The sequence below is a fragment of the Streptomyces sp. NPDC107654 genome (assembly GCF_055639035.1).
Genome location: NZ_JBVKBI010000003.1, coordinates 407,283 through 429,950, shown reverse-complemented (window position 1 = coordinate 429,950; position 22,668 = coordinate 407,283). Strand labels below are relative to the sequence as shown.

The 22,668-nt window shown below is 74.3% G+C and carries 15 protein-coding genes; 7 read left to right on the top strand and 8 right to left on the bottom strand.

The features are described from left to right. Positions 1 to 20 precede the first annotated feature (20 nt). On the bottom strand, positions 21 to 1,526 hold the full coding sequence (locus ACZ7N4_RS07755) for an MFS transporter (RefSeq protein ID WP_471354920.1): 1,506 nt from the start codon (positions 1,524 to 1,526) through the stop codon (positions 21 to 23). 223 nt (positions 1,527 to 1,749) lie between these two features. Here ACZ7N4_RS07755 and ACZ7N4_RS07750 point away from each other — a divergent pair, with 223 nt between their 5' ends. The 3 genes from ACZ7N4_RS07750 to ACZ7N4_RS07740 are packed head-to-tail and all read left to right on the top strand — an operon-like array spanning position 1,750 to position 4,353. Then, a complete protein-coding gene (locus ACZ7N4_RS07750) occupies positions 1,750 to 2,589 on the top strand; it encodes an SDR family NAD(P)-dependent oxidoreductase (protein WP_471354918.1) in 840 nt (279 codons plus the stop codon). 5 nt (positions 2,590 to 2,594) lie between these two features. Then, complete coding sequence (locus tag ACZ7N4_RS07745) at positions 2,595 to 3,554, top strand: DMT family transporter (protein ID WP_471354915.1); 960 nt, start codon at positions 2,595 to 2,597, stop codon at positions 3,552 to 3,554. A gap of 7 nt (positions 3,555 to 3,561) precedes the next feature. Further along, positions 3,562 to 4,353 carry a polysaccharide deacetylase family protein gene (locus tag ACZ7N4_RS07740; RefSeq protein WP_471354913.1) on the top strand — a complete coding sequence of 264 codons (792 nt, stop codon included), beginning with the start codon at positions 3,562 to 3,564 and terminating at the stop codon, positions 4,351 to 4,353. 355 nt (positions 4,354 to 4,708) lie between these two features. On the opposite strand, the gene ACZ7N4_RS07735 is transcribed toward ACZ7N4_RS07740, so the two are convergent. Beyond that, positions 4,709 to 5,836: an MGDG synthase family glycosyltransferase gene (locus ACZ7N4_RS07735; protein WP_471354912.1), complete on the bottom strand. Its 1,128-nt coding sequence runs from the start codon at positions 5,834 to 5,836 to the stop codon at positions 4,709 to 4,711. Positions 5,837 to 6,027: 191 nt separating this feature from the next. Between ACZ7N4_RS07735 and ACZ7N4_RS07730 the strand changes: the two genes are divergently transcribed. Beyond that, a complete protein-coding gene (locus ACZ7N4_RS07730; RefSeq protein ID WP_471354910.1) occupies positions 6,028 to 6,846 on the top strand; it encodes a ribonuclease BN in 819 nt (272 codons plus the stop codon). On the opposite strand, the gene ACZ7N4_RS07725 is transcribed toward ACZ7N4_RS07730, so the two are convergent. The 5 genes from ACZ7N4_RS07725 to ACZ7N4_RS07705 all read right to left on the bottom strand — a co-directional run bounded on the left by ACZ7N4_RS07725 (position 6,843) and on the right by ACZ7N4_RS07705 (position 13,886). Then, complete coding sequence (locus ACZ7N4_RS07725; protein ID WP_471354908.1) at positions 6,843 to 9,659, bottom strand: NHLP bacteriocin export ABC transporter permease/ATPase subunit; 2,817 nt, start codon at positions 9,657 to 9,659, stop codon at positions 6,843 to 6,845. The genes ACZ7N4_RS07730 and ACZ7N4_RS07725 overlap by 4 nt on opposite strands. A 1-nt stretch (position 9,660) precedes the next feature. Next, complete coding sequence (locus tag ACZ7N4_RS07720) at positions 9,661 to 11,895, bottom strand: NHLP family bacteriocin export ABC transporter peptidase/permease/ATPase subunit (protein WP_471354906.1); 2,235 nt, start codon at positions 11,893 to 11,895, stop codon at positions 9,661 to 9,663. Further along, entirely contained in the window at positions 11,892 to 12,698 is an 807-nt protein-coding gene (locus tag ACZ7N4_RS07715) for a hypothetical protein (protein ID WP_471354904.1), read from the bottom strand. Before ACZ7N4_RS07715 ends, ACZ7N4_RS07720 begins: the two co-directional genes overlap by 4 nt. A 101-nt stretch (positions 12,699 to 12,799) precedes the next feature. Then, the gene (locus tag ACZ7N4_RS07710; RefSeq protein ID WP_471354902.1) at positions 12,800 to 13,018 is read right to left on the bottom strand and encodes a type A2 lantipeptide; all 219 of its coding nucleotides are present in this window, start codon (positions 13,016 to 13,018) and stop codon (positions 12,800 to 12,802) included. 454 nt (positions 13,019 to 13,472) lie between these two features. Next, the gene (locus ACZ7N4_RS07705) at positions 13,473 to 13,886 is read right to left on the bottom strand and encodes a PaaI family thioesterase (protein WP_471354900.1); all 414 of its coding nucleotides are present in this window, start codon (positions 13,884 to 13,886) and stop codon (positions 13,473 to 13,475) included. 273 nt (positions 13,887 to 14,159) lie between these two features. Between ACZ7N4_RS07705 and ACZ7N4_RS07700 the strand changes: the two genes are divergently transcribed. After that, positions 14,160 to 15,626 (top strand): S1 family peptidase, encoded by a 1,467-nt coding sequence (locus ACZ7N4_RS07700; protein WP_471355139.1) that lies wholly within the window; start codon positions 14,160 to 14,162, stop codon positions 15,624 to 15,626. Between the two features lie 367 nt (positions 15,627 to 15,993). Here the strand turns inward: ACZ7N4_RS07700 and ACZ7N4_RS07695 are convergent, their stop codons facing one another. Then, entirely contained in the window at positions 15,994 to 18,129 is a 2,136-nt protein-coding gene (locus tag ACZ7N4_RS07695) for a SpoIIE family protein phosphatase (protein WP_471355137.1), read from the bottom strand. 1,591 nt (positions 18,130 to 19,720) lie between these two features. Here ACZ7N4_RS07695 and ACZ7N4_RS07690 point away from each other — a divergent pair. Together ACZ7N4_RS07690 and ACZ7N4_RS07685 are read left to right on the top strand one after the other, a co-directional pair. After that, positions 19,721 to 20,929, top strand: coding sequence for a cytochrome P450 (locus ACZ7N4_RS07690; RefSeq protein ID WP_471354897.1), 1,209 nt, complete (start codon positions 19,721 to 19,723; stop codon positions 20,927 to 20,929). 102 nt (positions 20,930 to 21,031) lie between these two features. Beyond that, on the top strand, positions 21,032 to 22,393 hold the full coding sequence (locus ACZ7N4_RS07685) for a serine hydrolase domain-containing protein (RefSeq protein WP_471354895.1): 1,362 nt from the start codon (positions 21,032 to 21,034) through the stop codon (positions 22,391 to 22,393). The last annotated feature ends 275 nt before the right edge of the window (positions 22,394 to 22,668 follow it).

Here is a 22,668-nt window from a genome sequence, read left to right as displayed (position 1 = left end):
TCTTCCGGATCCGGTGGCGGTCACATGTGGACGACGGGTGCGGCGCCCGCGTCCTGTCGGGGCACTCCGCGCCGGTAGGAGAGGAGCGCGATGACCGTGCCCGCGCCGAAGAGGGCCGCCGACCACCAGAACGCGGTGGTGTAGCTCTCGATCGTGGCCTGCGCCCGCACCAGCTCGCTGGTGGCGTCCCGGCCGGACAGGTACGCGGTGGCGGCGCTCGACGCGAGGGTGTTCAGCAGCGCCGTGCCGATCGAGCCGCCGACCTGCTGCATCGCGTTGACGGCCGCGGAGGCGACGCCGGCGTCCTCGGCCGCCACCCCGCCGGTGGCCAGCTGCATCGCCGGCGGCATGACCAGGCCGAGGCCCACACCGATCACGACCAGCTGCGGCAGCACCGCGCCGAGGTAGCCGGAGCCGAGGCCTATGCCGGTCAGCCAGGCCATGCCGGCCGTGGCGACCGCGAAGCCCAGCGGGATGACCACCTTCGGGCCGAGCCGGGGCAGCAGCATCGTGGTGCCGAGCTGCGCGGCCACCATCAGCGCGCCGACCATCGGCAGGAACGCCACGCCAGTCTTCGTGGGGCTGAAGCCGAGGATGAGCTGGAGGTAGTAGGTCAGGAAGAGGAACACGCCGAACATGCCCGCGCCGGTGATCAGCACCGCCAGGAAGGACGCCGCGCGGTCCCGGTCCAGCAGGATGCGCATCGGCAGCAGCGGGTGCGCGGCCCGGGTCTGCCACCAGGCGAAGGCCGCCAGCAGCACACCGCCCGCGACCAGGAAGCCCCAGGTCAGCGGGGAGTCCCAGTCGTGCGTCTCGGCGTTCGAGAAGCCGAAGACCAGGCCGAACAGACCGGCGGCCACCAGCACCGTGCCCGGCACGTCGAGCCTGGCGCCCGCCGCGTCGCGGTGGTTGCCCAGCAGGATCCAGCCGCCCGCGAAGGCGACGACCGCGATGGCGACGTTGACGTACAGCGTCCAGCGCCAGTCCAGCGCGTCGGTCAGCACCCCGCCGAGCAGCAGGCCGACCGCACCGCCGGCGCCGGCGATCGCGCCGTAGACGCTGAACGCGCGCGCCCGCTCCCGGGCGTCGGTGAACGTGGTGTTCAGCAGCGACAGCGCGGCCGGGGCGAGGAGCGCGCCGAAGGCGCCCTGCAGGGCGCGGGCGACGACCAGCATGGTGAAGCCGTTCGCGGCGCCGCCGAGCGCCGAGGCCGCGGCGAAGCCGACGACGCCGACGAGGAAGGCCGGCTTGCGGCCGAACAGGTCGGCGATCCGGCCGCCGAGGAGCAGCAGGGAGGCGAAGGCGAGGGCGTAGGCCGTGACGATCCACTGGCGGTTGCCGTCGGAGAAACCGAGGTCGGTCTGGGCGGACGGCAGGGCGATGTTCACGATCGTCGCGTCCAGCACCACCATCAGCTGGGCGACGGCGATGACCGCGAGGATCCACCACCGCTTGGGCGAGTCCTGGGCGCGCTCTGTCACCGCCGCTCCGGTCCGGGAGCCTTCGGCCAGGGTTTTCTCGGGCATGCGGAACCACTCCGGGAAACGGGGAGGGTAAACAGCTCGCTCGTAAACGAAACTGTTTCGTACACGAAAAGCCTAGGACACCATCAGCGAAACGGCAACGTTTCTTTATTGCGGGGAGCTCCGCCGTGCGCGGCGTTTCAGTCTGTGGCGCCCTGGAAACACCGCGAAGGTTCGGCCCCGGCATTCGCGAGCCCGTGCACGCCGTCGCAGTGAGGTCGTCACCATGTCCCAAGCCCCGTCCCCCGCAGGTCCGTCGAACGACACCCGCCCGCTCCCGGCCCCGGCCGTGACGGCGGCCGCCGCCCCGCGCCCCGGCCGGGGCGGCACCGCCCTGGTGACGGGTGCCTCCTCCGGCATCGGCGCGGCCGTGGCCCGCCGGCTGGCCGCCGAGGGCGGTTGGCGGCTGGCGCTGAACGGGCGGGACGTCACCCGACTGGAGCAGGTCGCCGCCGAGGCCGGAGCGATCCCGCTGCCCGCCGACCTGACCCGCCCCGGCGCCGACCGCCGGCTCACCGCGCTCGCCCTGGACCACCTCGGCGGGCTCGACCTGCTGGTGGCGGGCGCCGGCGTGGGCTGGGCGGGGGACTTCACCGGCATGCCCGCCGCGCGCATCGACGAGGTCGTGGGCGTCGACCTGCTGGCCACCGTGCACCTGGTGCGCAACGTGCTGCCGCACATGGTCGCCGCCGGCTCCGGGCGCGTCGTGCTCATCGGATCCCTCGCCGGCAGCGTGGGCGTGCGCGGCGAGGCCGTCTACTCCGCGGCCAAGGCCGCCCTGGCCGCCTTCGCCGACTGCCTGCGCTACGAACTGCGCGGCACCGGGGTGGGCGTCGGCCTCGTCGTCCCCGGCGTGGTCGACACGCCCTTCTTCGACCGGCGCGGCACGCCCTACACCCGTGCCTGGCCGCGGCCCGTCCCCGTCGAGCGCGTGGCGGACGCGGTCTGCGCCGCCGCCCTGCACGGCCGGGACGAGGTGTACGTCCCCGGGTGGCTACGGCTGCCCGCCCGGGTGCGCGGTGCGGCGCCCGGACTGTACCGGCGGCTCGCCGCCCGCTTCGGATGACCGCCATGACCGCCGTCACGGTGCTGCTCGCCCTGCTCGCCGCCCTGTCCAACGCGTCCGCCTCGGTGCTCCAGCGCCGGGCCGCCGTGCAACAGCAGGAACGGGAGCGGGAGCGGGAGCCGGAGCAGGCCGGTGGGGCGGCCGACGGCGAGCGGTCCGCCGTACGCCGGTTCACCGATCTGCTGCGCCGCCCCTACTGGCTGGCGGGCGCCGGGCTGCTGGTGCTGTCCAGCCTGCTGCAGGCCGGGGCGCTGGCCGTGGGCAGCCTGTCGCTGGTCCAGCCTCTGCTCGCCGCCGAACTCCTGTTCACCCTGGCCGTGGGCAGCGTCGTCTTCCGGCGCCGCCCGGACGGCCGGACCTGGCTGGCGTTCGCCGCGCTCGGCGGCGGGCTCGCCCTGTTCCTGCTCGCCGCCGCGCCGACCCCCGGCCGGCCCACCGCGCGGCCGGGGGACTGGCTGCTCGGCGGCGGCGGGGCGTTCGGCGCCGTCGTGCTGCTGGTGGCCGCCGCACGCCCGGCCCGGGGCGCCTCCCGGGCCGCGCTGCTCGGCCTCGCCTCCGCCGTGTCCTTCGCCCTCACCGCCGCGCTGCTCAAGGAGGCCGTGGGGCGGCTGGGACAGGGCCCCGCGGCGATGTTCGGGCACTGGTCGCTGTACGCCATGGGGGCCGCCGGGCTCGTCGCCTTCCTGCTGCTCCAGGGCGCGTTCGGGGCGGGCTCGCTGACCGCATCCCAGCCGGCGCTCACCCTCGGCGACGCGCTCACCAGCGTCGTCCTCGGCTGGGTGCTGTTCGCCGAGTCGATCCGCCTGGGCCTGCACCTGCTGCCGGAGGCGATCGGCGTCGCCCTGATCGGGGCGGGCAGCATCGGGCTGTCCCACGCCTCGTCCGTCGGCGGGGAGTGGGACGCCACGGACCCGGGGACGTCCTCCGGATCCGCCCCCGCCGTGCCACGCACCCCCAGGAGGTAGGTCACCGATGTCCCCCGTGTCCGGTCGTGCCCGGCGGACGGCCGCCGTCCTGCTGCCTGCCGGTGCCGCCCTGGCCCACATCGGCCCGGCGGCAAGCTGGCTGCCGGGCGTACGACTGCTGCTCCTCCCCGGACTGGCCGGTACCGGCCGCCCCCGGCACGTCGCGCTCACCTTCGACGACGGACCGGACCCCGCCACGACCCCGCGCTTCCTCGACGCGCTGGACGGGCTCGGGGCGCGGGCCACCTTCTTCGTCCTCGGCGAGCACGTGCTCCGCCACCCCGACGTGGTCCGGGAGACGGTACGGCGCGGGCACGAGCTGGGCGTGCACGGCTGGACCCACGACCGGCCCTGGCGCCCCGCGTTCGCCCGGGACGCCGAGGACATCGCCCGGACGGTCCGTGCGGTGCACGACCTCACCGGTCACCGCCCGCGGTGGTACCGCCCGCCGTACGGCATCCTCACCACCAGCCGCTGGTGGGCCGCCCGGCGGGCCGGGCTGCGGACGGTGCTGTGGTCGGCGTGGGGCAGGGACTGGACGGCCGACGCGACACCGGAGTCCGTACGGGCCCGGGTCGCCGCGGACCTCCGCGGCGGCGGCACCGTCCTGCTGCACGACTCCGACCGCCACTCGTACCCCGACTGCTGGCGCGCCACTCTGACGGCCCTGCCGGCCATCGTCCAGGACTGCCGGAAGACGGGCCTCACGGTCGGGCCCCTCCGCGACCACGGCCCGACTCCGGAGCCGGGCGGCAGTGCCGCCGCGGCCGGGTCGGTGGTGGGCGACCGGGGGGTGTGAGAAACGGGGCCTGGTGAGGCGATGGGGCGGGGGAGGGACGGGGCCCGGCGAACCGCACCGGACCGTCGCGGAGTGGCGGCGGGCGCGCCGCTCGTCCTCACCGCCGGGGGAGGGGCGAGCGGCTGCCGCGGGGGGCGTGGCGGGGGAGCGGGTCAGGGTCCGATGATGCAGGGCGCGTATCCGTCATCCGGCCGGGGACGCGGGTCAGGGTCCGGTGCCGCGTGGCGGGGCGTTCGGCTGTCGGCCGGGGGAGCCGCCGCCCGGTGCGGTGCGGTGCGGTGCGGTGCGGTGCGGTGCGGTGCGAGCGTCGTCCCGCTCCGGCCATGGCTTCCGTCACGCGTAGGGCCCCGCCGCCTCACAGGTCCGGCCCGCACAGGTCCGTCACGCAGTCCAGCGGGTCGCGGCGGAACAGGGCCTGGCCGCGGGTCACCCGGTCGTCGCGTGCCCGGGTGTTCTCGCCGAGCCGGGCGAGCGCCGCCAGCAGGGCGGGGCCGTCCGGGGCCAGTTCGGACAGGCCCAGGGCGGCCATGCGGTGGACGCCGTCCGTGCCGTGGCCGGGGAGCGGGCGGTGGCCGATGACGGGCAGGCCGGTGGCGAGGGCCTGGACGGCGGTCTGGCCGGCCGCGTTGTCCACCAGGGCGTGGCACGCGGCCAGCAGGCCGGGCATGTCGTCGACCCAGCCGAGGGGCAGCGCCGCCGGCTCGCGGCAGAGGCCGGCGAGGAGCCGCTCGTTGCGGCCGCACAGCACCACCGGCAGGTACCCGGCCGCCGCCAGCAGCCGGGCGGTGGCGGCCGGGCGGGACGCCGCCCCCCACGCGCCGGCGGACAGCAGCACCGGCGGCCGGCCGGGTGCCCGCGCCGCGAACCGCTCCCGCCACCGGGCCGCGCCGGGGGCCGGCGCGCGGAAGGCGGGCGCGACCACCGGGCCGGTCGTCACCACCGGAACGGCGAGGAACCGGCGCACCTCCCGCGCCGCCGCGTCCGTGAGGCACAGGTACCGGTCGTTGCCCGGGTGCAGCCACTGCCGGTGCACCGCGAAGTCGAGGAGGAAGACGGCGCTCGGCACCCGCAGCCCGCCCCGCGCCCGCAGATGGCCGGTCAGCTGTGCCGCCAGGTGGAACACGGACACCACCACGTCGGCGTCCGTCCGGTCGACCAGTTCCGCCAGCCGGTCCCCGGCCAGCCGGGCCAGCGGGACCCCGCTCGGCCGTCGCCCGGGCCCGCCGCGCAGGAACGCGCCGTAGATCCCGGCGTACAGCCAGGGCGCGTGCCGTACCGTCGCCTGGTAGCCGCGGCGCAGCCCCGTGCCCAGCCCGTACGGCAGCAGCCGCAGCACGTCGACCACATGGGCCTCGTGGCCCCGGGCCGCAGCCCGCCGGGCGAGTTCGGCGGCCACGGTGTCGTGACCGGCTCCCATGCCGGCGCTCACGATCAGCGTCCGGCGTCGGCAGCCCGGCGCGTGAGGGTCGTCGGTGGTTGGCACGGAGCCCGATTCTCCGCCCGTACCGGCCGCGAACGGCGGACGTGCCCCGTCGTGTCGCCGCATCCGGCGGTCACCCGTGCGCAGCAGCGCGCCGCGTCCCGGCCCCTCCTCCGGCTGCGAGCCGCCCGGTGCGTGCCAGGCTGGATGCATCGGCACAACGCAGCGTGTGGGCGGCGAGCACGGGAGGAGCCGTGAGGCGGTTGCGGCGCGGCCTGCACCGCGCGTGGGAGTGGGTGCGTCTGCGGGCCCTGTTCGAGCACGGCCGTGAGCTGGAGCTGATGCACCGGGCCATGGGTTTCGCCACCCTGGCCCTGGTGACGCTGGCCCCGCTGCTCATCGTGGTCGCCGCGGCCGACCCCCTGGTGCGCGGCGGCTTCGCCTCCTGGCTCACCGACGGGATGGGGCTGTCCGGCCGGTCCGCCCACGTGATCACCGACGTCATCAGCCCCCCGCGCAAGGTCATCGGCACCACCAGCGTCTTCGGTGGCGTCCTGCTCGCTGTGTTCGGCGTGTCCTTCGGCGGCAGCGTGCAGAACGCCTACGAACGGATCTGGGGCCTGCCCTCCGGCCCCTGGCACCGGGTGTGGCGGCAGGCGACCTGGCTGGTGGTGCTGACGGCGTACCTCTACCAGGAGGTGGCGACCAAGTCGACGCTGCACGGCACACAGCGGATCGCGCTGTCCACGCTGAGCGGGGTGCTGTTCTTCTGGTGGGGGCAGCGCTTCCTGCTCGGCGGGCAGGTGCACTGGCGCTCCCTGCTGCCGGGCGCGGTGGCCACCGTCATCGGCCTGGCCGGCCTGCGCGCCTTCTCCCACCTGGTCTTCACCCCGCTCATCGTGACCAACGCGCTCAGCTACGGCGCCGTCGGCACCGTCCTCGTCGTGGAGTCCTGGCTCATCGGCGTCGGGTTCGTCATCTACGGCGGCGCCTTGTGCGGCCGCTGGTTCACCGAGCACCACTGGCGGCCGTCCCACCACCACAACCCGGGGGAGCGGGAGGAGCCTTGCTAGGCCAGCTGCCGGCGCACCAGCTCGTGCAGCCGGCCCCCGGTGTCCGCGAGCAGCTCGGCCGGGGCGCCCTGCTGGACGACCCTGCCGTCCTCCATCACGATCACCCGGTCGGCGTCCAGGACGGTCGACAGCCGGTGGGCGATGACGATCCGGGTGGCGTTCAGCTTGCGGGTGCTGTCGATGACGGTGCGCTGGGTGTCGTTGTCCAGGGCGCTGGTCGCCTCGTCGAAGAAGAGGATCCGCGGGCGCCGGATCAGCGCCTGGGCGATCATCAGGCGCTGCCGCTGGCCGCCGGAGACCGCTCCGTTGCCGGCGACGATCGTGTGCAGCCCCATCGGCATCCGCTTGATGTCCTCCGCCAGCCCCGCCAGCTCGGCCGCCGCCATCACCTCCTCCGGCGTGTACGGCTCGGCGCCGCAGATGACGTCCATGATCGAGCCGCTGAACGGCTGGGCGTGCTGGAGGACCACCCCGCACTGCCTGCGCACCGCCGACTGGTCGAGCGCCGCCAGGTCCTGGCCGTCGTACAGGACACTGCCGGACACCGGCCGGTCGAAGCCGATGAGCAGGCGCAGCAGCGTGGACTTGCCGCAGCCGCTCGGGCCGACGACCGCCACGAACTCGCCCGGCCGCACGGCGAAGGACACGTCGTCCAGGACGAGCGGGCCGTCGTCGGCGTACCGGAAGGAGAGCCGGCGGGCCTCCAGCGCGCCGGACAGCGGGCCCGGGCGGGTGCTCGCCGTGCGCACCTCCGGCGTGGCCTCCAGCACCGGCTTGATCTCCTCGAACAGCGGCAGCGCCGCCACCGCCGACACGAACGCGCCGGTCAGCTGGGTGACCGAGGTCAGCACCATGGTCACCGACGTGCTGAAGGCCAGGAAGTCCGCCGCCGACATCGCCCCCCGGGCGGGGCCCGCCAGCAGCATGAACATCAGCAGGGTGCACACGGGGAGGTAGACCGCGCCGAGGACCGTGGTCAGGTTCTTGATCCGGCCGGCCTTCTGCTGGAGTTCCCGGCTGCGCGCGAACTCGCGTGCCCAGGCCGCGTAGGCGTAGTTCTCGGCCGCCGCCACCCGCAGCTTGGGCAGCCCGCGCAGGGTCTGGAACGCCTGGTTGTTCAGCTTGTTGCCGAGCGTCACCAGCCGCCGCTGCCAGCGCACCTGCCACAGTCCGAGCCCGCCGAACACCGCCGCGATGACGACGAGCATCCCGATCGCCGCCGTCGCCATCGCCGGGCTGTACCAGAACAGCAGGCCGAGGTTCATCGCGCCGACCGTCACCGACTGGGCGACGACCGGGCCGACGCCCGCCAGCAGCCGGCGGATCGCGCTGATGCCCATCGCCGCACTGGCCAGCTCACCGGTCGAGCGCCGGGTGAAGAAGCGGGTGGGCAGCCGCAGCAGCCGGTCCCAGACGGCGGGCTGGAGCGCCGCCTCGATCCGGCCCTCCAGACGGAGGATGGACAGGTTCTCCAGCAGGGTGAACGCGGCCGCGACCACCCCGCTGACCATGACCGCCAGACACACCTGGACGATCAGGTCCTCCTGCGCCCTCGGCACGTACTCGCCGAGCACCTTGCCGGTGGCGATCGGCACCAGCGCGCCGATCGCCACCGTCACCAGTCCCGCGAGCAGCAGACCCAGCAGGTCGGCGCGGGTGCCGCGCAGGCTGAACCGCAGCAGCCCGAGCGGCCCCAGGGCCCGGTCGGGCAGCGGCCGGTAGAACATCACCGCACGCGGCTCGAACTCCTCCGCGTTGGCCTTCTCGACGGGCGTCTCCCGCCCGGTCCCGGGGTGGACGGCCACATAGCCGCCGCGCCGCCACAGCAGTGCCACCGGTGCCCCGGACAGCGCCCGGTGGCCGACCAGCGGTCCCACGTTCTCCCGCCACCAGCGCCCGTCCAGGCGAACGGCCCGGGTGCGCACCCGGGAGGCCAGCGCGACCCGCTCCACCGGGTCCAGGCGGTCGCTCTCCGTGCCGCTCTGCGCCGGCTCGGCCAGCCGGATCCCGGCGGCCTCCGCGACGAGCCGGCAGGCCGCGTGGGTGGCGTCGGCGTCGGCGGCGGTCGTACGGCGCGAGGAGCGTTTGCCGATGGCGGCCAGCAGCGTCCGGTCGGCCTGGGCGCGGACCGCCTCACCGGCCTTGATGCCGGCGGCGGTACGCGTCTCGTGGGTGCGCTCCAGCTGCTCGATCCACCGGTCCAGCGCGGTCAGCAACCGGTACTGCTGGTCCACCATGCTCTGCCACAGCGCGGGGTCCATCAGCAGGTCCGCGGCGGCCTCCGCGCCGTACAGCGAGCCGTACTGGACGCTGCCCGGCGGCACCTGCATCCAGAACACGTCGTCGTCGCCCGGTGCCTCGGCCCGCTCCTCGGCCATCGGCGCCTGGAACAGCACGGACAGGCCGCGGCCGACGCCCAGGGCGAGCGCGTACTCCAGCGGGCTCGACGTCGGCGGCACGTACTGCGGGTTGCCGTACTCGTCGTAGGACCAGGTCTGGGTCTGCGCCGGCTGGTACAGCTCGCGCAGGTTGACGCGGTGCACCACGCAGTCCCGGACCGGGCGGGCCACGAGGGTGTGCTGGGGGCCGGCGACCGGGCCGAGCAGCAGCGTGCCCGCCTCCAGCCGGCCGAGGTGGTGCCAGTGGCCCTGCTGGGCGGCGTCCACCGCGAACAGGTCCAGGGCGCCGGCCGCGACGAGCCACAGCACCTGCGGACCCTCCAGGTCCAGTCGGCCCAGACCGGCGCAGTCCAGCCGCGTGCCCAGCGAGCCGAGCGCGCCGAGGACGAGGTCCCCTTCGTGTACGGAGGTCATCTCACCGCTCCCTGACCAGCGCCGCGTACGCGCCGCCGCGCGCCACCAGCTCCTCGTGCCGTCCGCGCTCCACGACCGTGCCGTGCTGGAGGACGACGATCTCGTCGCTGTCGCGGACCGTGCTCAGCCGGTGTGCGATCACCACGCAGGCGCAGCCGCGCCGCCGCAGGTTGTCCATCACGACCTGTTCGGTCTCGGCGTCCAGCGCGCTGGTCACCTCGTCGAGGACGAGGATGCTCGGGCGGCGGACCAACGCCCTCGCGATCTCCAGCCGTTGGCGCTGCCCGCCGGAGAAGTTGCGGCCGTCCTGCTCCACCTTGCTGTGGATGCCGCCGGGCCGGCGCATCACCACCTCGTACAGGGCCGCGTCCCGCAGCGCCTCCACCACGGCCTCGTCGGGGATCGAGGGGTCCCACAGGGCGACGTTGTCGCGGACCGAGCCCTCGAAGAGGAAGACGTCCTGGTCGACGAAGGAGACGGAGGCGGCGAGCGCGCCGCGCGGGATGTCCTCCAGCCGGCGGCCGTCGATGCGGATCACCCCGTCCCACGGCGTGTACAGGCCGGAGATCAGCCGGGAGACCGTGGACTTGCCGCTGCCCGAGCCGCCGACCAGCGCCACCTGCTGTCCGGGGCCGACGGTCAGGTCGAAGTCCGTCAGCAGCGGCTTGTCCAGCGGGCTGTAGCCGAAGGTGATGTTCTCCAGCTCGACGTGCCCGTGCAGCCGCCGGGCCGACTCGCCCCCGCCGGGACGGGCGTACAGCGGGTCGGCCTGGAAGTTCTCCACGTCCTTCAGCCGGGCCACGTCGGCCGCGAAGTCCTGGATCCGGCCCGCCACGCCGTTGAGCCGGGTCAGCGGCGCGGTAAAGCGGGTGACCAGCGCCTGGAACGCGACCAGCAGACCGACCGAGAGGTGCCCCTCGACCGCGCGCAGCCCGCCGATCCACAGGATGAGCGCGCTGTTGAAGGTGGCGAGCGTCGGCGCGACCACCCCGAGCCAGGCGCTCGGCACCCCGAGCCTTTGCTGTTCCTCCAGCGTGGTGGCGTGCTGTCCGGCCCACTTGCGGAAGTAGCCGTCCTCGCCGCCGGTCGCCTTCAGTGTCTCGATCAGCTGCAGGCCGGTGTACGAGGTGTTGGTGAGCCGTGCGGTGTCCGCGCGCAGCTTCGCCGTCCGGGTCGCGCGCAGCCGTACGACGAGCCGCATGGCGACCACGTTCAGCAGGGCCACGGCGATGCCGACGAACGTCAGCTGCGGGTCGTAGGTGTAGAGCAGGACCGCGTACAGCACGACCACGATCGCGTCGACGCCGGCCGCCGCGAGGTCGCGGGCCAGGGTCTCGGCGACCTGGTCGTTGGACTGCAGGCGTTGCACCAGGTCGGCTGGGGAGCGCTGGGCGAAGAACGTCACCGGCAGCCGCAGCAGGTGGCGCAGGAAGCGGGCGCTGGAGAGGGTGGAGGTGATGATCCTGCCGTGCAGCAGGTTGGTCTGCTGGAGCCAGGTCAGCACCAGGGTGAGCAGCACGCAGGCGGCCATCGACGTGAACAGCACGCCCAGCAGCGAGGTCTGGCCGCCGATGAGGAACGTGTCGATGTAGGTGCGGCTGAGCGCGGGCACGGCCGCGCCGACCGCGACCAGCAGCAGGCTGGCCAGGACGGCGGCCGGCAGGGTGCCCGCGGTGCCGCGCAGCCGGGCCGGCATCGCGCCGAGCACACCGGGCCTGCGCCCGCCCCTGGTGAAGTCCTCGCCGGGCTCCAGGACCAGCACGACACCGGTGAAGCTGCCGTCGAACTCGTCCATGGGCACGAAACGGCGGCCCTTGGCGGGGTCGTTGACGTACACCCCGCGCCGGCCGAAGCGACGGCCCATGCCGTCGTAGACGACGTAGTGGTTGAACTCCCAGAAGAGGATGGCGGGGGCCCGCACCTCGGTGAGGGCGGCCAGGTCCATCTGCATCCCCTTGGCCGTCAGGCCGTAACCGCGGGCCGCCTTCAGCAGGTTGGAGGCGCGGGAGCCGTCGCGGGAGACACCGCAGGCGATGCGCAGCTCCTCCAGCGGGACGTGCCGCCCGTAGTGCCCGAGGACCATCGCGAGGGAGGCGGCGCCGCACTCGACGGCCTCCATCTGGAGCACGGTGGGGGTACGGACCGTGCCGGTGCGGGCCTTGGGGGCCGGGCGCCTGGCGGGGGCGGCCCGTCTGCGGCCACGGGTTTCCTGGGTTCTTCCCTGCTGGAGGGTCACGGGAGCAGCCAATCGACGGGACGCTGGTCGGCGAGCCGGACGGAGCCGGTGGCGAGGGTCATGGAGTCGAGCCGGAACGGCGGGCCGTCGGAGGTGGACCAGCGGTAACCGCTCTTCGTGGACGAGGACGTGCCGAGTTCCACCAGGACGGCCACCGGGCGGCCCTTGCGGGTGAACTGCTCGCCGAGCTGGCTGTCGCCGAGGAACGCGGAGATCGACTGGGCGGACTGCGCGGAGCGGTCCACCGACTTCACCTCGCCGCGCAGCACGCCGTACTGCTGTGCCGGTACGGAGGAGACGGTCAGGTCGACCGAGGCGTGCGCGGGGATGGCCGCCGCGTTCTCGGCGGGCACGTACACGGTCGCGTACAGCGGGTCGGAGGCGTGGGCGACCTTCTCGACCGCGGCGACGTCGGCGCCGGTCCGGATGATCTGGCCGATGGTCGCGGCGAGTGTGGTGACGCGGCCGGCGGCGACGGTCCGGACGACCGTGTCGCCCCGCTCCGTACGGACCTTCAGGACGGGCGCGTTCGCGGGCAGCCGCTGTCCCTGCCGGGCGAGGACGGCCGTCACCTGTCCGGCCACCGGGCTCTGGAGGACGTAACTGCCCTGACCGTGGGTGAGGATGGCGGGCGCGCTCACCGTGGAGGCGACCGAGCCGGTCACGGCCCACACGGAGGCGACGGCCATGACCACGACGGTGACGCCGAGCGCGAGCCAGCCCTGCGGACGGGCGAGCCGCACCGGCAGGTCCAGTTCCTCCGGCGACTGGAGCTTGGCGAGGGCCTGTTGGCGGAACTGCACGGAACTTGCCTCACCTGAGGGTCGGACGCATGGGGTTCAGGGCACCCGAGAGTCCCGGAGCCGTGGGACGGCTCCGGGACTTCGGTGACACCGAGGTGCGATCAGAGACCGGCGACCAGGCCGTTGACCGGGGCGGTGTTCAGGCCGGTGACGCCCTCGACGGTGCCGACGACCGTGTTGACCAGACCGGTCACGCCCGGGGCGATCTCGTTCACGGTGCCGAGGGTGCTGTTGAGGGTGGCGGAGGACAGGCCACCGGAGACGTTGTCCAGCTCGGCGTCCGAGATCTCGACGGTCTCAACCTGGGGGGTGGAGTTCATGGTGGAACTTCCCTTCGTATGGATATTTCACAAGGGGGGAGCGGCCCCCTCTGGGGACAGACGGACGGCCGCCGACCGCGGGCGCCGGGCACCGTCTGCGACGGGCCCGCCGGACCCCGGCGGTGCGATGGATCAAAGCACGCAGGCAGGGCGCGCTTCCAATCCAATGAGGGCTCTCACCTGGGCACTTGCCCCACGAAGGGGTCCATCCGTGCAGGTGTGCGCACGGGGTGTCGGCGACTCCTTCACATGCCGCACCGCATCGTCGCACCGGCTGCCTCGCCCGCCGGACCGCGAATCCGGCACTCCTCGCCAAAGGCGTGTCAGGGGGCGCGTGTATGTGCAGAAGCCCGGGTGCCGGTGAGGTGGCTGAGTGGTGGATGTGCAGATTCCCTGAAGGACGGATTCCGCTTCCTGTTCGGAACCGACCGTTACCGATCAGTAGCTGTCTGTGTCAGCCGAGAATCGCATAGACCGTGCTCGCCCGGGCGGCGAGCGCGCCCGAGGCGGCATCGCTCAACGTGACGTCCGCGAACGCCATCCGGCGGCCCAGCTTCGTGAGGACCGCTTCGATCCGGACATCCGCACCGGTCACCGCGCGCTGGAACGACGTCGACTGCTGCACCGTCGTCATCGGCACGAACCCGCCCCGCGCGGCGGACACCGCGATCACCGTCGCCGTGTCGGCCGCGGCCATCAGCGCCTGCCCGGACAACCCGCCGCCCTCCCGCGCCAGCCGCTCCGACCAGGGCAGCCGCAGCACGGCCCGGTCCTCGCCCACCGCCTCGACGGTCAGCCCCAGATCGAGCACCCAGGGGGCGAAGTTGGCCAAGAGGATCTTGTCGGCTTCGGCGGCAGTCATCGTCATATGGGGGATTGTTCCCGCCCGCCCGCCACGACACGCCCGGCATGGCCGATTCGCCACGCCAATACGGCCGTACGGAACCGGAATTGAACACACCATGCGGCCGGCGCGTACCTACGGCCATCCAGGCGCCGCGATACCCGTCCCCCGTCCATCCCCCTACCCACCCCCCAATGCTTCCCTCAGTCCCCCCAGTCCCCCCAGTCCCCCCCACGAACTGCCCGTGAACGGCAGACCCCCCGTCCCAGGAGGTCGAGAAGTTTGAGTCACAAGCGAATGCCCAAGCGCAAGGCCGCGATAGCGGTGGGCGGTGTCGCGGCGCTCGGAGCGGCGGCCTTCCTGCTGCCCCACGCCAACGCGTCCCAGGACGAGAACCAGGCGTCGGGCACGACCGGCACCGCCAGGACCCTGAAGGCGGCGGACGCCTCCGGCCTCGCCGCCCAGCTGCAGAAGATCCTCGGCGACGCCTTCGCCGGGTCGTACTACGACAGTGGCAAGCAGCAGCTCGTCGTCAACGTGGTCAGCGGCGACGACAACGTCATCCTCCAGGCGAAGAAGGCGGGCGCGATCGTCCGTCAGGTGGAGAACAGCGCCGGCGAACTCAAGGCCGCCGCGCGGACGCTGAAGACCAAGGCCACGATCCCGGGCACCTCCTGGGCCGTCGACCCGCGCACCGACAAGGTCCTCGTCACCGCCGACTCCACCGTGACCGGCGCCGAGTGGGACCGACTGCGGTCGACGGTGAAGAGCCTCGGCGCGGACATGGCGACCCTGAAGAAGTCCTCCGGCACCTTCAAGACGTTCGTCTCCGGCGGCGACGCCATCTTCTCCCAGGTGCAGGGCGGCAACGTCCGCTGCTCCCTCGGTTTCAACGTCACCGCCTCCGACGGCAGCCCCGCCTTCCTGACGGCCGGTCACTGCGGCGTCGCCGCCAAGGACTGGTCCGACTCGCAGAACGGTCAGCCCATCGCCACCGTCGACCAGGCCACCTTCCCCGGCCAGGGCGACTTCTCCCTCGTCAAGTACAACGACCCGAACACCCAGGCGCCCAGCGAGGTCGACGTCGGCAACGGCCGGACCGTGCAGATCAAGCAGGCCGCCGATGCCACCGTCGGCGCGACCGTGTTCCGCATGGGTTCCACCACCGGGCTGCACGACGGCCAGGTCACCGGCCTCGACGCCACCGTCAACTTCCAGAGCGAGACCGACCCCAACGGCGTCGACACCGTCACCGGTCTCATCCAGACCAACGTGTGCGCCGAACCCGGCGACAGCGGCGGCTCGCTGTTCACCCAGGACGGCAGCGCTCTCGGCCTCACCTCCGGCGGCAGCGGCGACTGCACCAACGGCGGCGAGACCTTCTTCCAGCCGGTCACCACCGCCCTCCAGGCCACCGGCGCCACGCTCGGCGACGGCGGCGCGGGGGCGGGCGGCCAGGCGGGTGCGGGGGACCAGGCGGGCGCCGGTGACCAGTCCGGTGCCGGTGACGGATCCGGTGCCGGTGACGAGGCGGGCGCGGGGGCCGGCGATCAGTCCGGCGAGGGTGCCGGGGCCGGTGACCAGTCCGGTGCCGGTGCCGGTGACCAGTCCGGGGTCGGCGAGGGTGCCGGAGCCGGTGACCAGGCGGGGGCCGGCGGCGACCAGATCGGTGGCGGTGCCGACCCGTCCGCACCGTCCGACGCCTCCGCCTCCGGCTCCGGTGCGGCGCACGACGGATCGTCGTCCCTCACCGGCACCCGCTGAGCGGACCGCCACACCCTGAGACTCCCCGGCCGGCCTCCCCCCTCGGTCCCGGCCGCCGGGGAGTGGTCCGGCCCTCCGGCGGGAGGGCCGGACCACGGCTGAGCGGGTCCGGGGGGAGGCGGCCGGCGACGGGCCAGGTGGTGGGGGCGACGGTCGCGTCGCGACTGGGCGCGGGAGACGGCTGGAGCGTGGACGGGCGGGGCCGGGGACCGGAACGCGGGCGGACGGGGGCAGACGGTCGGGTCACGGTCGCGCGCGGGGCAGTCGGGGCGCGGGTGTGCGTGGCGGGTGGGCCGGGTCACCGTCGAGCGGGTGAGACGGTCCGGTCCGCGGCTGAGTGCGCTCGGGCTGCGCGGCCGCCGTTCGGTCAGATGTCGTCGCGGGCCCGGAGCAGCAGCACCGCCACGTCGTCCACCCGCTGCCGGGCCGCCACGCTGTACCGGAGCACCTCGTCCGCCAGGCTCTCCAGCGGCTGGTGGCCCACGTCCGCGAGCAGCTCGCCGAGGCCGGCCAGTGCGTCCTCGATGTCGACGCCGGGTGATTCCACCAGGCCGTCGGTGTAGAGGACCAGCACCGCGCCGGGAGCCAGGGACACCTCGGTCGTCGGATACACGGCCGCGGCGTCGATCCCGAGCAGCGGCCCCCCGGCCAGGTCCAGCACCCGTACCCGCCCGTCCGGCCGGCGCAGCAGCGGCGGCGGATGACCCGCCCGGGCCATCACGGCTCGCCCCCGCGCCGGGTCCAGCCGCAGGTAGAGGCAACTGGCGAACAGGTCCGCCCCCAGATCGATCAGCAGCCGGTTGGTGCTGCTCATCACCTCGTGCGGGGCCTGCCCCACCGTCGTGTACGCCCGCACGCCCGTGCGGACCTGGCCCATCAGGCCCGCCGCGGTCACGTTGTGCCCCTGGACGTCCCCGATCACCGCCGCCGCCAGCGGGCGGGACGGCACCAGGTCGTAGAAGTCGCCGCCGATCTCCATGCCCTGGGTGGCCGGAAGATAGCGGGCCGCCGCCTCGATGCCGGGCGGCGGGGTCAGAGAGTGCGGCAGCAGGGCCTGTTGCAGCCCGTGCGCCAGGCGGTTCTTCGCGTCGTAGAGCAGGGCCCGCTCCAGGGCCTGCGCGATCAGCCCGCCGAGCGAGGTGAGCACCGCCCGCTCGTCGGCCGGGAAGGCGTGCGGCTCGGCGTAGGCGAACACACACGCGCCGACCGGCCTCCCGGACGCGATCAGCGGCAGGTACGCCCAGGCCGCGAAGCCGTCCGGGGCCTCGTGCCGGTCCGGATACAGCCGCTCCAGCTGCTCCCGTGAGTCGAAGAACGCGGGGACCCCGCTGTTCAGGGCCTGGGTGCCAGGGGTCCGCTGGGACAGCGGCAGCCCGTGGAACCGCTGTACGACACGCGCGTCCGGGTAACCGCGGTGCCCCAGCACGTGCAGCCGGCCGTCCTGCGCCCGCAGCAGCGCCATTGCCCGGCTGCCGACGGCCGGCGCCACCTCGTCCCAGACCAGCTGCACCACGTCCTGCACCCCGACCGCCTCGGTCAGCGCACCCGCGAGGCTCAGCACCTGGGAGATGGTCACCAGCCGGGACGGGCCCGGCCCCGCCTGCGGAGCCCCGCGCGCCATGTCCGCCACCGCCCGGGCCCGGCTGACGCGCACGCTCAGCCCGGTGGTGCTCGGGTACAGCCGGAACGACAGCCACTCGCCGGGCGGACGCAGCGCCACGAACGAGGTGACCTGCTGGCTCATCAGCGCCGCGCGGTACCGGTCCTCGTACATGGGGTCGTTCAGCCAGGGCACCGACACCCAGGGCAGCGTGCCCAGCAGTTCCCCGGCCGGCCGGCCGAGCAGTTCGGAGGCGGCCGGGTTCACGAAACCGATCCGCCCGTGCAGGTCCAGCGACATCAGGCCGTACGGCAGCCGGGACACCATCCGTGCCGCCTCCACCGTGCCCAGGTCGCCCGCCACGCCCGACACCGGCACCGCCAGCACGTCCGACTCGTGGCCGAGCGGCCGCTGCTCCCGCGCGGCCCGTTCCAGCCGCAGCGCCAGCCGTTCGCAGGCCGCCGTCAGATGGTCCCGCTCCCGGTCGGACAGCCGTTCGGGATGCGTGCCCGGCCAGGTGACGAACACCGCGCCGTACACCGTGTGCTCCGTCGCCACCGGTGCCGCGGCCAGCGCGAACGGGTACGGCAGCACCACCGAGATCCGGGGGTAGCGGCGGGCCATCTCCTCCTCGCCGCTCACCCAGACCAGCCGTCTCCCGCGTGCCGCTTCCGCGACCGGGATCGGCGCGCTCAGCCCGACCCGCTCCCACGGGGCCGCGAAGGCCCGGGGCATGCCGGCCATCACGGCCATCTCCAGGACCGGTTCTCCGGGCCTGAGCAGGTAGACCGCGCCGGAGTGCGCCCCCACCTCCTCCAGCAGCGCGGCCAGCGCGAGCGACAGCACCGGCTGCCCGGGCGGCGTCGCCTGCCTGGGCCCTGGCCTGTCGGACACGCCGACCACCTCCTCGTACGGCCGCGCGTCGCACTCCGGGCACAAGAGTCCCTCGCGGCGGCGCCCCGCGCACGGCGAGCGCGCACGGGACACCGCCGGTGGCGCCCTGCGCGTCGGATGGCTCCGGATACCCCGGCCCGGCGGCTCCATGCGCCGGAGCCGTCGGAGCCGTCGGAGCCGCCTGAACGGCTGTCGCCGCCGGGCCGTGCGGGTACGCCGGAGTCGCTGGGGCGGCCGGGCTCCGGAAGTCGCCGGGTCCGGCCGGGTTGCCTGGGCCGGCGGAGCCGCTGGTTCGCCCGGGTCGGCGGGGCTCCCGGAGCCGCTGGAGTCGTCGGGGGTGGGCGGCGGTCGGGGAGGCCGGTGAAGGGGACGGAGCCGGCCCGGACGGGTGGGGCTGCCCTGCCGGCTTTCCGGCCGCGGCTCCTCGGCCAATCCGCGGTCGGTGTGAAGCACGGGTGGCGTACGCGCTTCCCGTGTGCGCCCCTGTAGCGCCGGGATGGCCGAATCCACGCACCGAGGCTGGGCTTACGGGCCGTCCGGCGGGCGCGGAGGCGCGTGCCGGGGCGGGGGTGCGGGGCAGTCCGGGCGTGTCGGCGGCGGGCCGGGATGACGCGCCGCGCGTGTCGTCGAGGTGCCCGGGCGGCGGTTCCGGAATACCCGATGGTCGGATCATCGGACCAGGTCAGGGGCGGTTCCGCCAACGGGGTCGAACGGCGGGGCCGCGCAGCGGCGCACGAGGACGGGGCGGAGGACGGGCCGCCGACGGGTGCCCGGCGGCAACTTTTCTGCGGCGAGGGCGGTTTGCGGTCGAAGCGCCGGGGCACACGCGGGGGCGGCGATCCGGCCGTGGTCCTGTGTGCGCACCTGGCATCGTGAAATGGCCGGACCGTGACGCAAAAGCACCGTCGGAATACGCTCCGTTCAACTTCAGGGGGTTGCTTGCGCGTGACTCACCGTGAAGACTGTGGCCGAGTTCCATCGAAACGAAGGTGTTGCGGAGTGCGCATCGTGCCAATCGCGGGGCGGCACGCGCCGCGACTGCGTATTCTCACCCTTCGTTTCCACGGCCCGGGGCAGCGTGCCCCGTTGTCCGTTCACGAGCCGGGAGGGTCCCGTGCGCACGCCGCGCGGGAGGTATCGCCGAGGGGGATGGGTTATGTCGAATTGGCGCGCCGCACCGCCAGGCTCGCTGCGGGGCCGTGGCCGGCCGCGCAGCCGCCGCGTCCTTCACCGCATGTGCTGAGGCGCCGGGTGTCGACGCGCTCCGTGCGGACGCACCACGGGCGGACGCGCCGTGTGCCGAGGCACCGTATGCGCTGAGGCTCCCGCCCTGAGCTGAAGGCCCCAGCCCGGCGCTGAGGCTCCGGCCCCCCGCGCGGAGACCTCCGGCCCGCCCCGGCGGCAGGCCGACGGCGGCCGTCCGTCCCGCCGCGCACGAGGAGGCAACGCGGGTCGCGCTCCCGCCGTCCGTCCGGATGCCGCGGCAGCGGAAGACCCGCCGTGTCCGGAACCACCCGCGGCCCCGGCCGTGCCGCACCGGCTCGTGGCAGACCCCGGTGTGCTACTCCTCCATGCCCGTACCCGCTAGCAAGGAGACAAGGTGACCAGCAGGCAACCGACCGGCGAACGGCTCCTCCTGGAGGAGTTACCCCACCGCTGGCGGGGTTTACGCGAGGCCGGGCCTGTCCGGTACGACGAGAAGCAGGGGGTCTGGCAGGTGCTGGACCACGAGACCGTCGCCACCGTGCTCGCCGACCCGGCGACGTACTCCTCGGACCTCTCCGCCCTCGCCCCCACCCAGTCCGACTTCGAGACCTTCACCCAGGGCAACTTCGTCGGCATGGACCCGCCGGAACACCGCAAGCTCCGCACCCTGGTGAGCCAGGCGTTCACCCCGCGGGTGGTCCAGGGGCTCGGCCCGCGCATCGAGGCCGTGACCGCCCGGCTGCTGGACGAGGTCGCCGACCGCGACCGCTTCGACCTGGTCGACGCGCTGGCCTATCCCCTGCCGATCATCGTGATCGCCGAACTGCTCGGCATCCCCGCGGAGGAGCACCGGCTCTTCCAGGAGTGGGCGAGCGTCCTGTTCGGCGGCGACCAGCTCGGCGAGGCGCCCGACATGGCCGACCTGGAGCGGGCGTTGGAGGCCATCGCCCCCACCGTGCGCGAGATGAACGACTACATGCTCGACCACATCCGCGCCCGCCGCGCCCACCCCGGTGACGACCTCACCAGCAGACTCATCGCCGCCGAGGTGGACGGTGTCCGCCTCGCCGACCAGGAGATGGTCGGCTTCGTGGCCCTGCTGCTCGTCGCCGGACACATCACCACGACCGCGCTGCTGGGCAACGCCGTCGTCACCTTCGACCGGCACCCCGGCACCGACGCCGCGCTGCGCGAGGACCCCGCCCGGATCCCCGCCGCCGTCGAGGAGGTGCTGCGCTGGCTGCCGCCCTTCCCGGAGCTGGGCCGCCGCGTCACCCGGCCCGTCACCCTCGGCGGCCACGACCTCCCGGCCGACGCCCTTCTGATGGCGCACCTGGGCGCCGCCAACCGGGACCCCGCACGCTTCGACTCGCCCGACACCTTCGACCCGACCCGGAACCCGAACCCCCATCTGACCTTCGGGCACGGCATCCACTTCTGCTTCGGCGCGCCGCTGGCCCGGCTGGAGGCGCGGATCGCCCTGCGCATGTTGCATGAACGATTCCGCATGCTGGCGATCCCCTCGTACGAGGACATCGCCTACCAGAACCCGGCCGTCATCATCGGCGTACGGCATCTGCCCGTCGAGGTCGGCAGACCGTAGCCCGGGCGCCACGAGCGCCCCCGGGCCGGCCCCCACACCGCTCGTGCAGGGCCGGACCGGCACACCCGCACATGAGACCCACCCAACGGGAGTCCCCTTCTCATGCCGTACACCATCCCCGCCGCTCCGGCCGCCTCCCGGACGCCGTCCCTGATACACCGGGAACTGCAGGACCGTCTCGACGCCCTCGCCCGGACCCACCGGGTGCCGGGCGCCCAACTCGCCCTGGACACCGGCACGGACCTCCTCTCCGTGCACACCGGCACGGCCGACGCCGCCACCGGCACCCCCTTCACCGCGGACACGGCGGTACCGCTGGGCTCGCTCACCAAGCCCTACACCGCCGCACTCGTCATGCTCCTGGCCGACGACGGCGACCTCGACCTGGACGAGCCCGCCGCCGCGCACCTCCCGGAGCTGAGCGGCGCCCCGGAGGTGACGATCCGCCAACTCCTCAGTCACACCGGAGGGTTACCCACCGGTTGGGACTCGGACACCGCCGCCACCTCCACCGCCGCCCGCTATCTCGCGGCCGTCTGCACCAACCGCGACGCGCTGTTCCCGCCGGGGACCGACTTCTCCTACTCCAACGCCGGCTACGTCGCCGCCGGGCGGCTGGTCGAGACGGTCACCGGCATGCCGTGGACCGAGGCGGTCGGTGCGCTGCTCCTCGAACCCCTCGGGGTCATACCCGCGTTCATAGGCGACGGCGTGCCCGCGCGCCCCGTGGCCGCCGGACACGCCGTCAACACAGCGACCGGGCAGGCGCTTCCGGCCCGGCAGAACCTGGCGCCGCTGGAGGCCCCGGCCGGCGCGCTGCTCGCGAGCGCCCGGGACCTGGCCGCGTTCGGCGCCGCGCTGGTCGGCCGCGCGGACCTGCTGCCGCCGGCCGTCGCCAAGGAGATGCGCCGCGCCGAGACCGCCGCCCGCCCGGGCGCGCTGGCCGACGGCTGGGGCGCGGGCGTCGCCCTCTACCAGCGGGACGACCGCGTGTGGTGCGGGCACGACGGCAACGCCCAGGGCACCTCCTGCCATCTGCGGACCGACCCGGAGAGCGGGGTCGTGGTCGCCTTCACCGGCAACTCCGCCGGCGCCACCGCGCTGTGGCGCGACCTCGCCGGTGAACTGGACCGGCTGGCCGGCATCCGGGTGCCCGCCGTACCTGCCGGTGTGCGCTTGGCGGAACGGGGCCTGCCCGTCGCGCCGCCCGACTGCCTGGGCACCTACCGCAACGGCGCCATGACGTACCGCGTCGCGCCCGGCCCGGACGGCTCGCCCGCCCTGTCGGTGGACGGCGACCTCCCCATCCCCCTGGTCTGCTACGCGGACCTGTCCTGCGACCTGCTCGATCCGGACACCGGGCGCGTCGAGCCCGGCGGCCGCTTCCACCGCGATCCGGCCTCCGGCCGGGTGGACCGGGTGCAGATCTCGGGACGCATCGCCTGCCGGGTCGCCGACGGCTGAGCCGGGGCGTACGGGTACGGGGGGCGGCCGTCGCCGGGCCGGCCGACCGGGTCTCGCCGGGTCTGACGTGATGCGGCCTGGACTTTCCTCGGTACGGGTCGATTCGGACGGGCCGGTTCGTTGCGGGCCGGTTGGTTGCGGGCCGGTTCGGTCCGGCCGGGCTCGGCTCCGCCCCCCCGGGGCGGTGGCCGTCACCGGGCGCGGTGCCGCACCGGATCGCCTCGTCGCCTCCGCGCCGCGGAGCGGTCGACCCGCACAGCGGGCCGGACCGCGCT

What these genes read in the sequence shown, in the direction of transcription:
- ACZ7N4_RS07755 (WP_471354920.1), bottom strand. Translation starts at nt 1,526, where the DNA reads ATGCCCGAGAAAACCCTGGCCGAAGGCTCCCGGACCGGAGCGGCGGTG.
- ACZ7N4_RS07750 (WP_471354918.1), top strand. Translation starts at nt 1,750, where the DNA reads ATGTCCCAAGCCCCGTCCCCCGCAGGTCCGTCGAACGACACCCGCCCG.
- ACZ7N4_RS07745 (WP_471354915.1), top strand. Translation starts at nt 2,595, where the DNA reads ATGACCGCCGTCACGGTGCTGCTCGCCCTGCTCGCCGCCCTGTCCAAC.
- ACZ7N4_RS07740 (WP_471354913.1), top strand. Translation starts at nt 3,562, where the DNA reads ATGTCCCCCGTGTCCGGTCGTGCCCGGCGGACGGCCGCCGTCCTGCTG.
- ACZ7N4_RS07725 (WP_471354908.1), bottom strand. Translation starts at nt 9,659, where the DNA reads ATGACCTCCGTACACGAAGGGGACCTCGTCCTCGGCGCGCTCGGCTCG.
- ACZ7N4_RS07710 (WP_471354902.1), bottom strand. Translation starts at nt 13,018, where the DNA reads ATGAACTCCACCCCCCAGGTTGAGACCGTCGAGATCTCGGACGCCGAG.
- ACZ7N4_RS07705 (WP_471354900.1), bottom strand. Translation starts at nt 13,886, where the DNA reads ATGACGATGACTGCCGCCGAAGCCGACAAGATCCTCTTGGCCAACTTC.
- ACZ7N4_RS07700 (WP_471355139.1), top strand. Translation starts at nt 14,160, where the DNA reads ATGCCCAAGCGCAAGGCCGCGATAGCGGTGGGCGGTGTCGCGGCGCTC.
- ACZ7N4_RS07685 (WP_471354895.1), top strand. Translation starts at nt 21,032, where the DNA reads ATGCCGTACACCATCCCCGCCGCTCCGGCCGCCTCCCGGACGCCGTCC.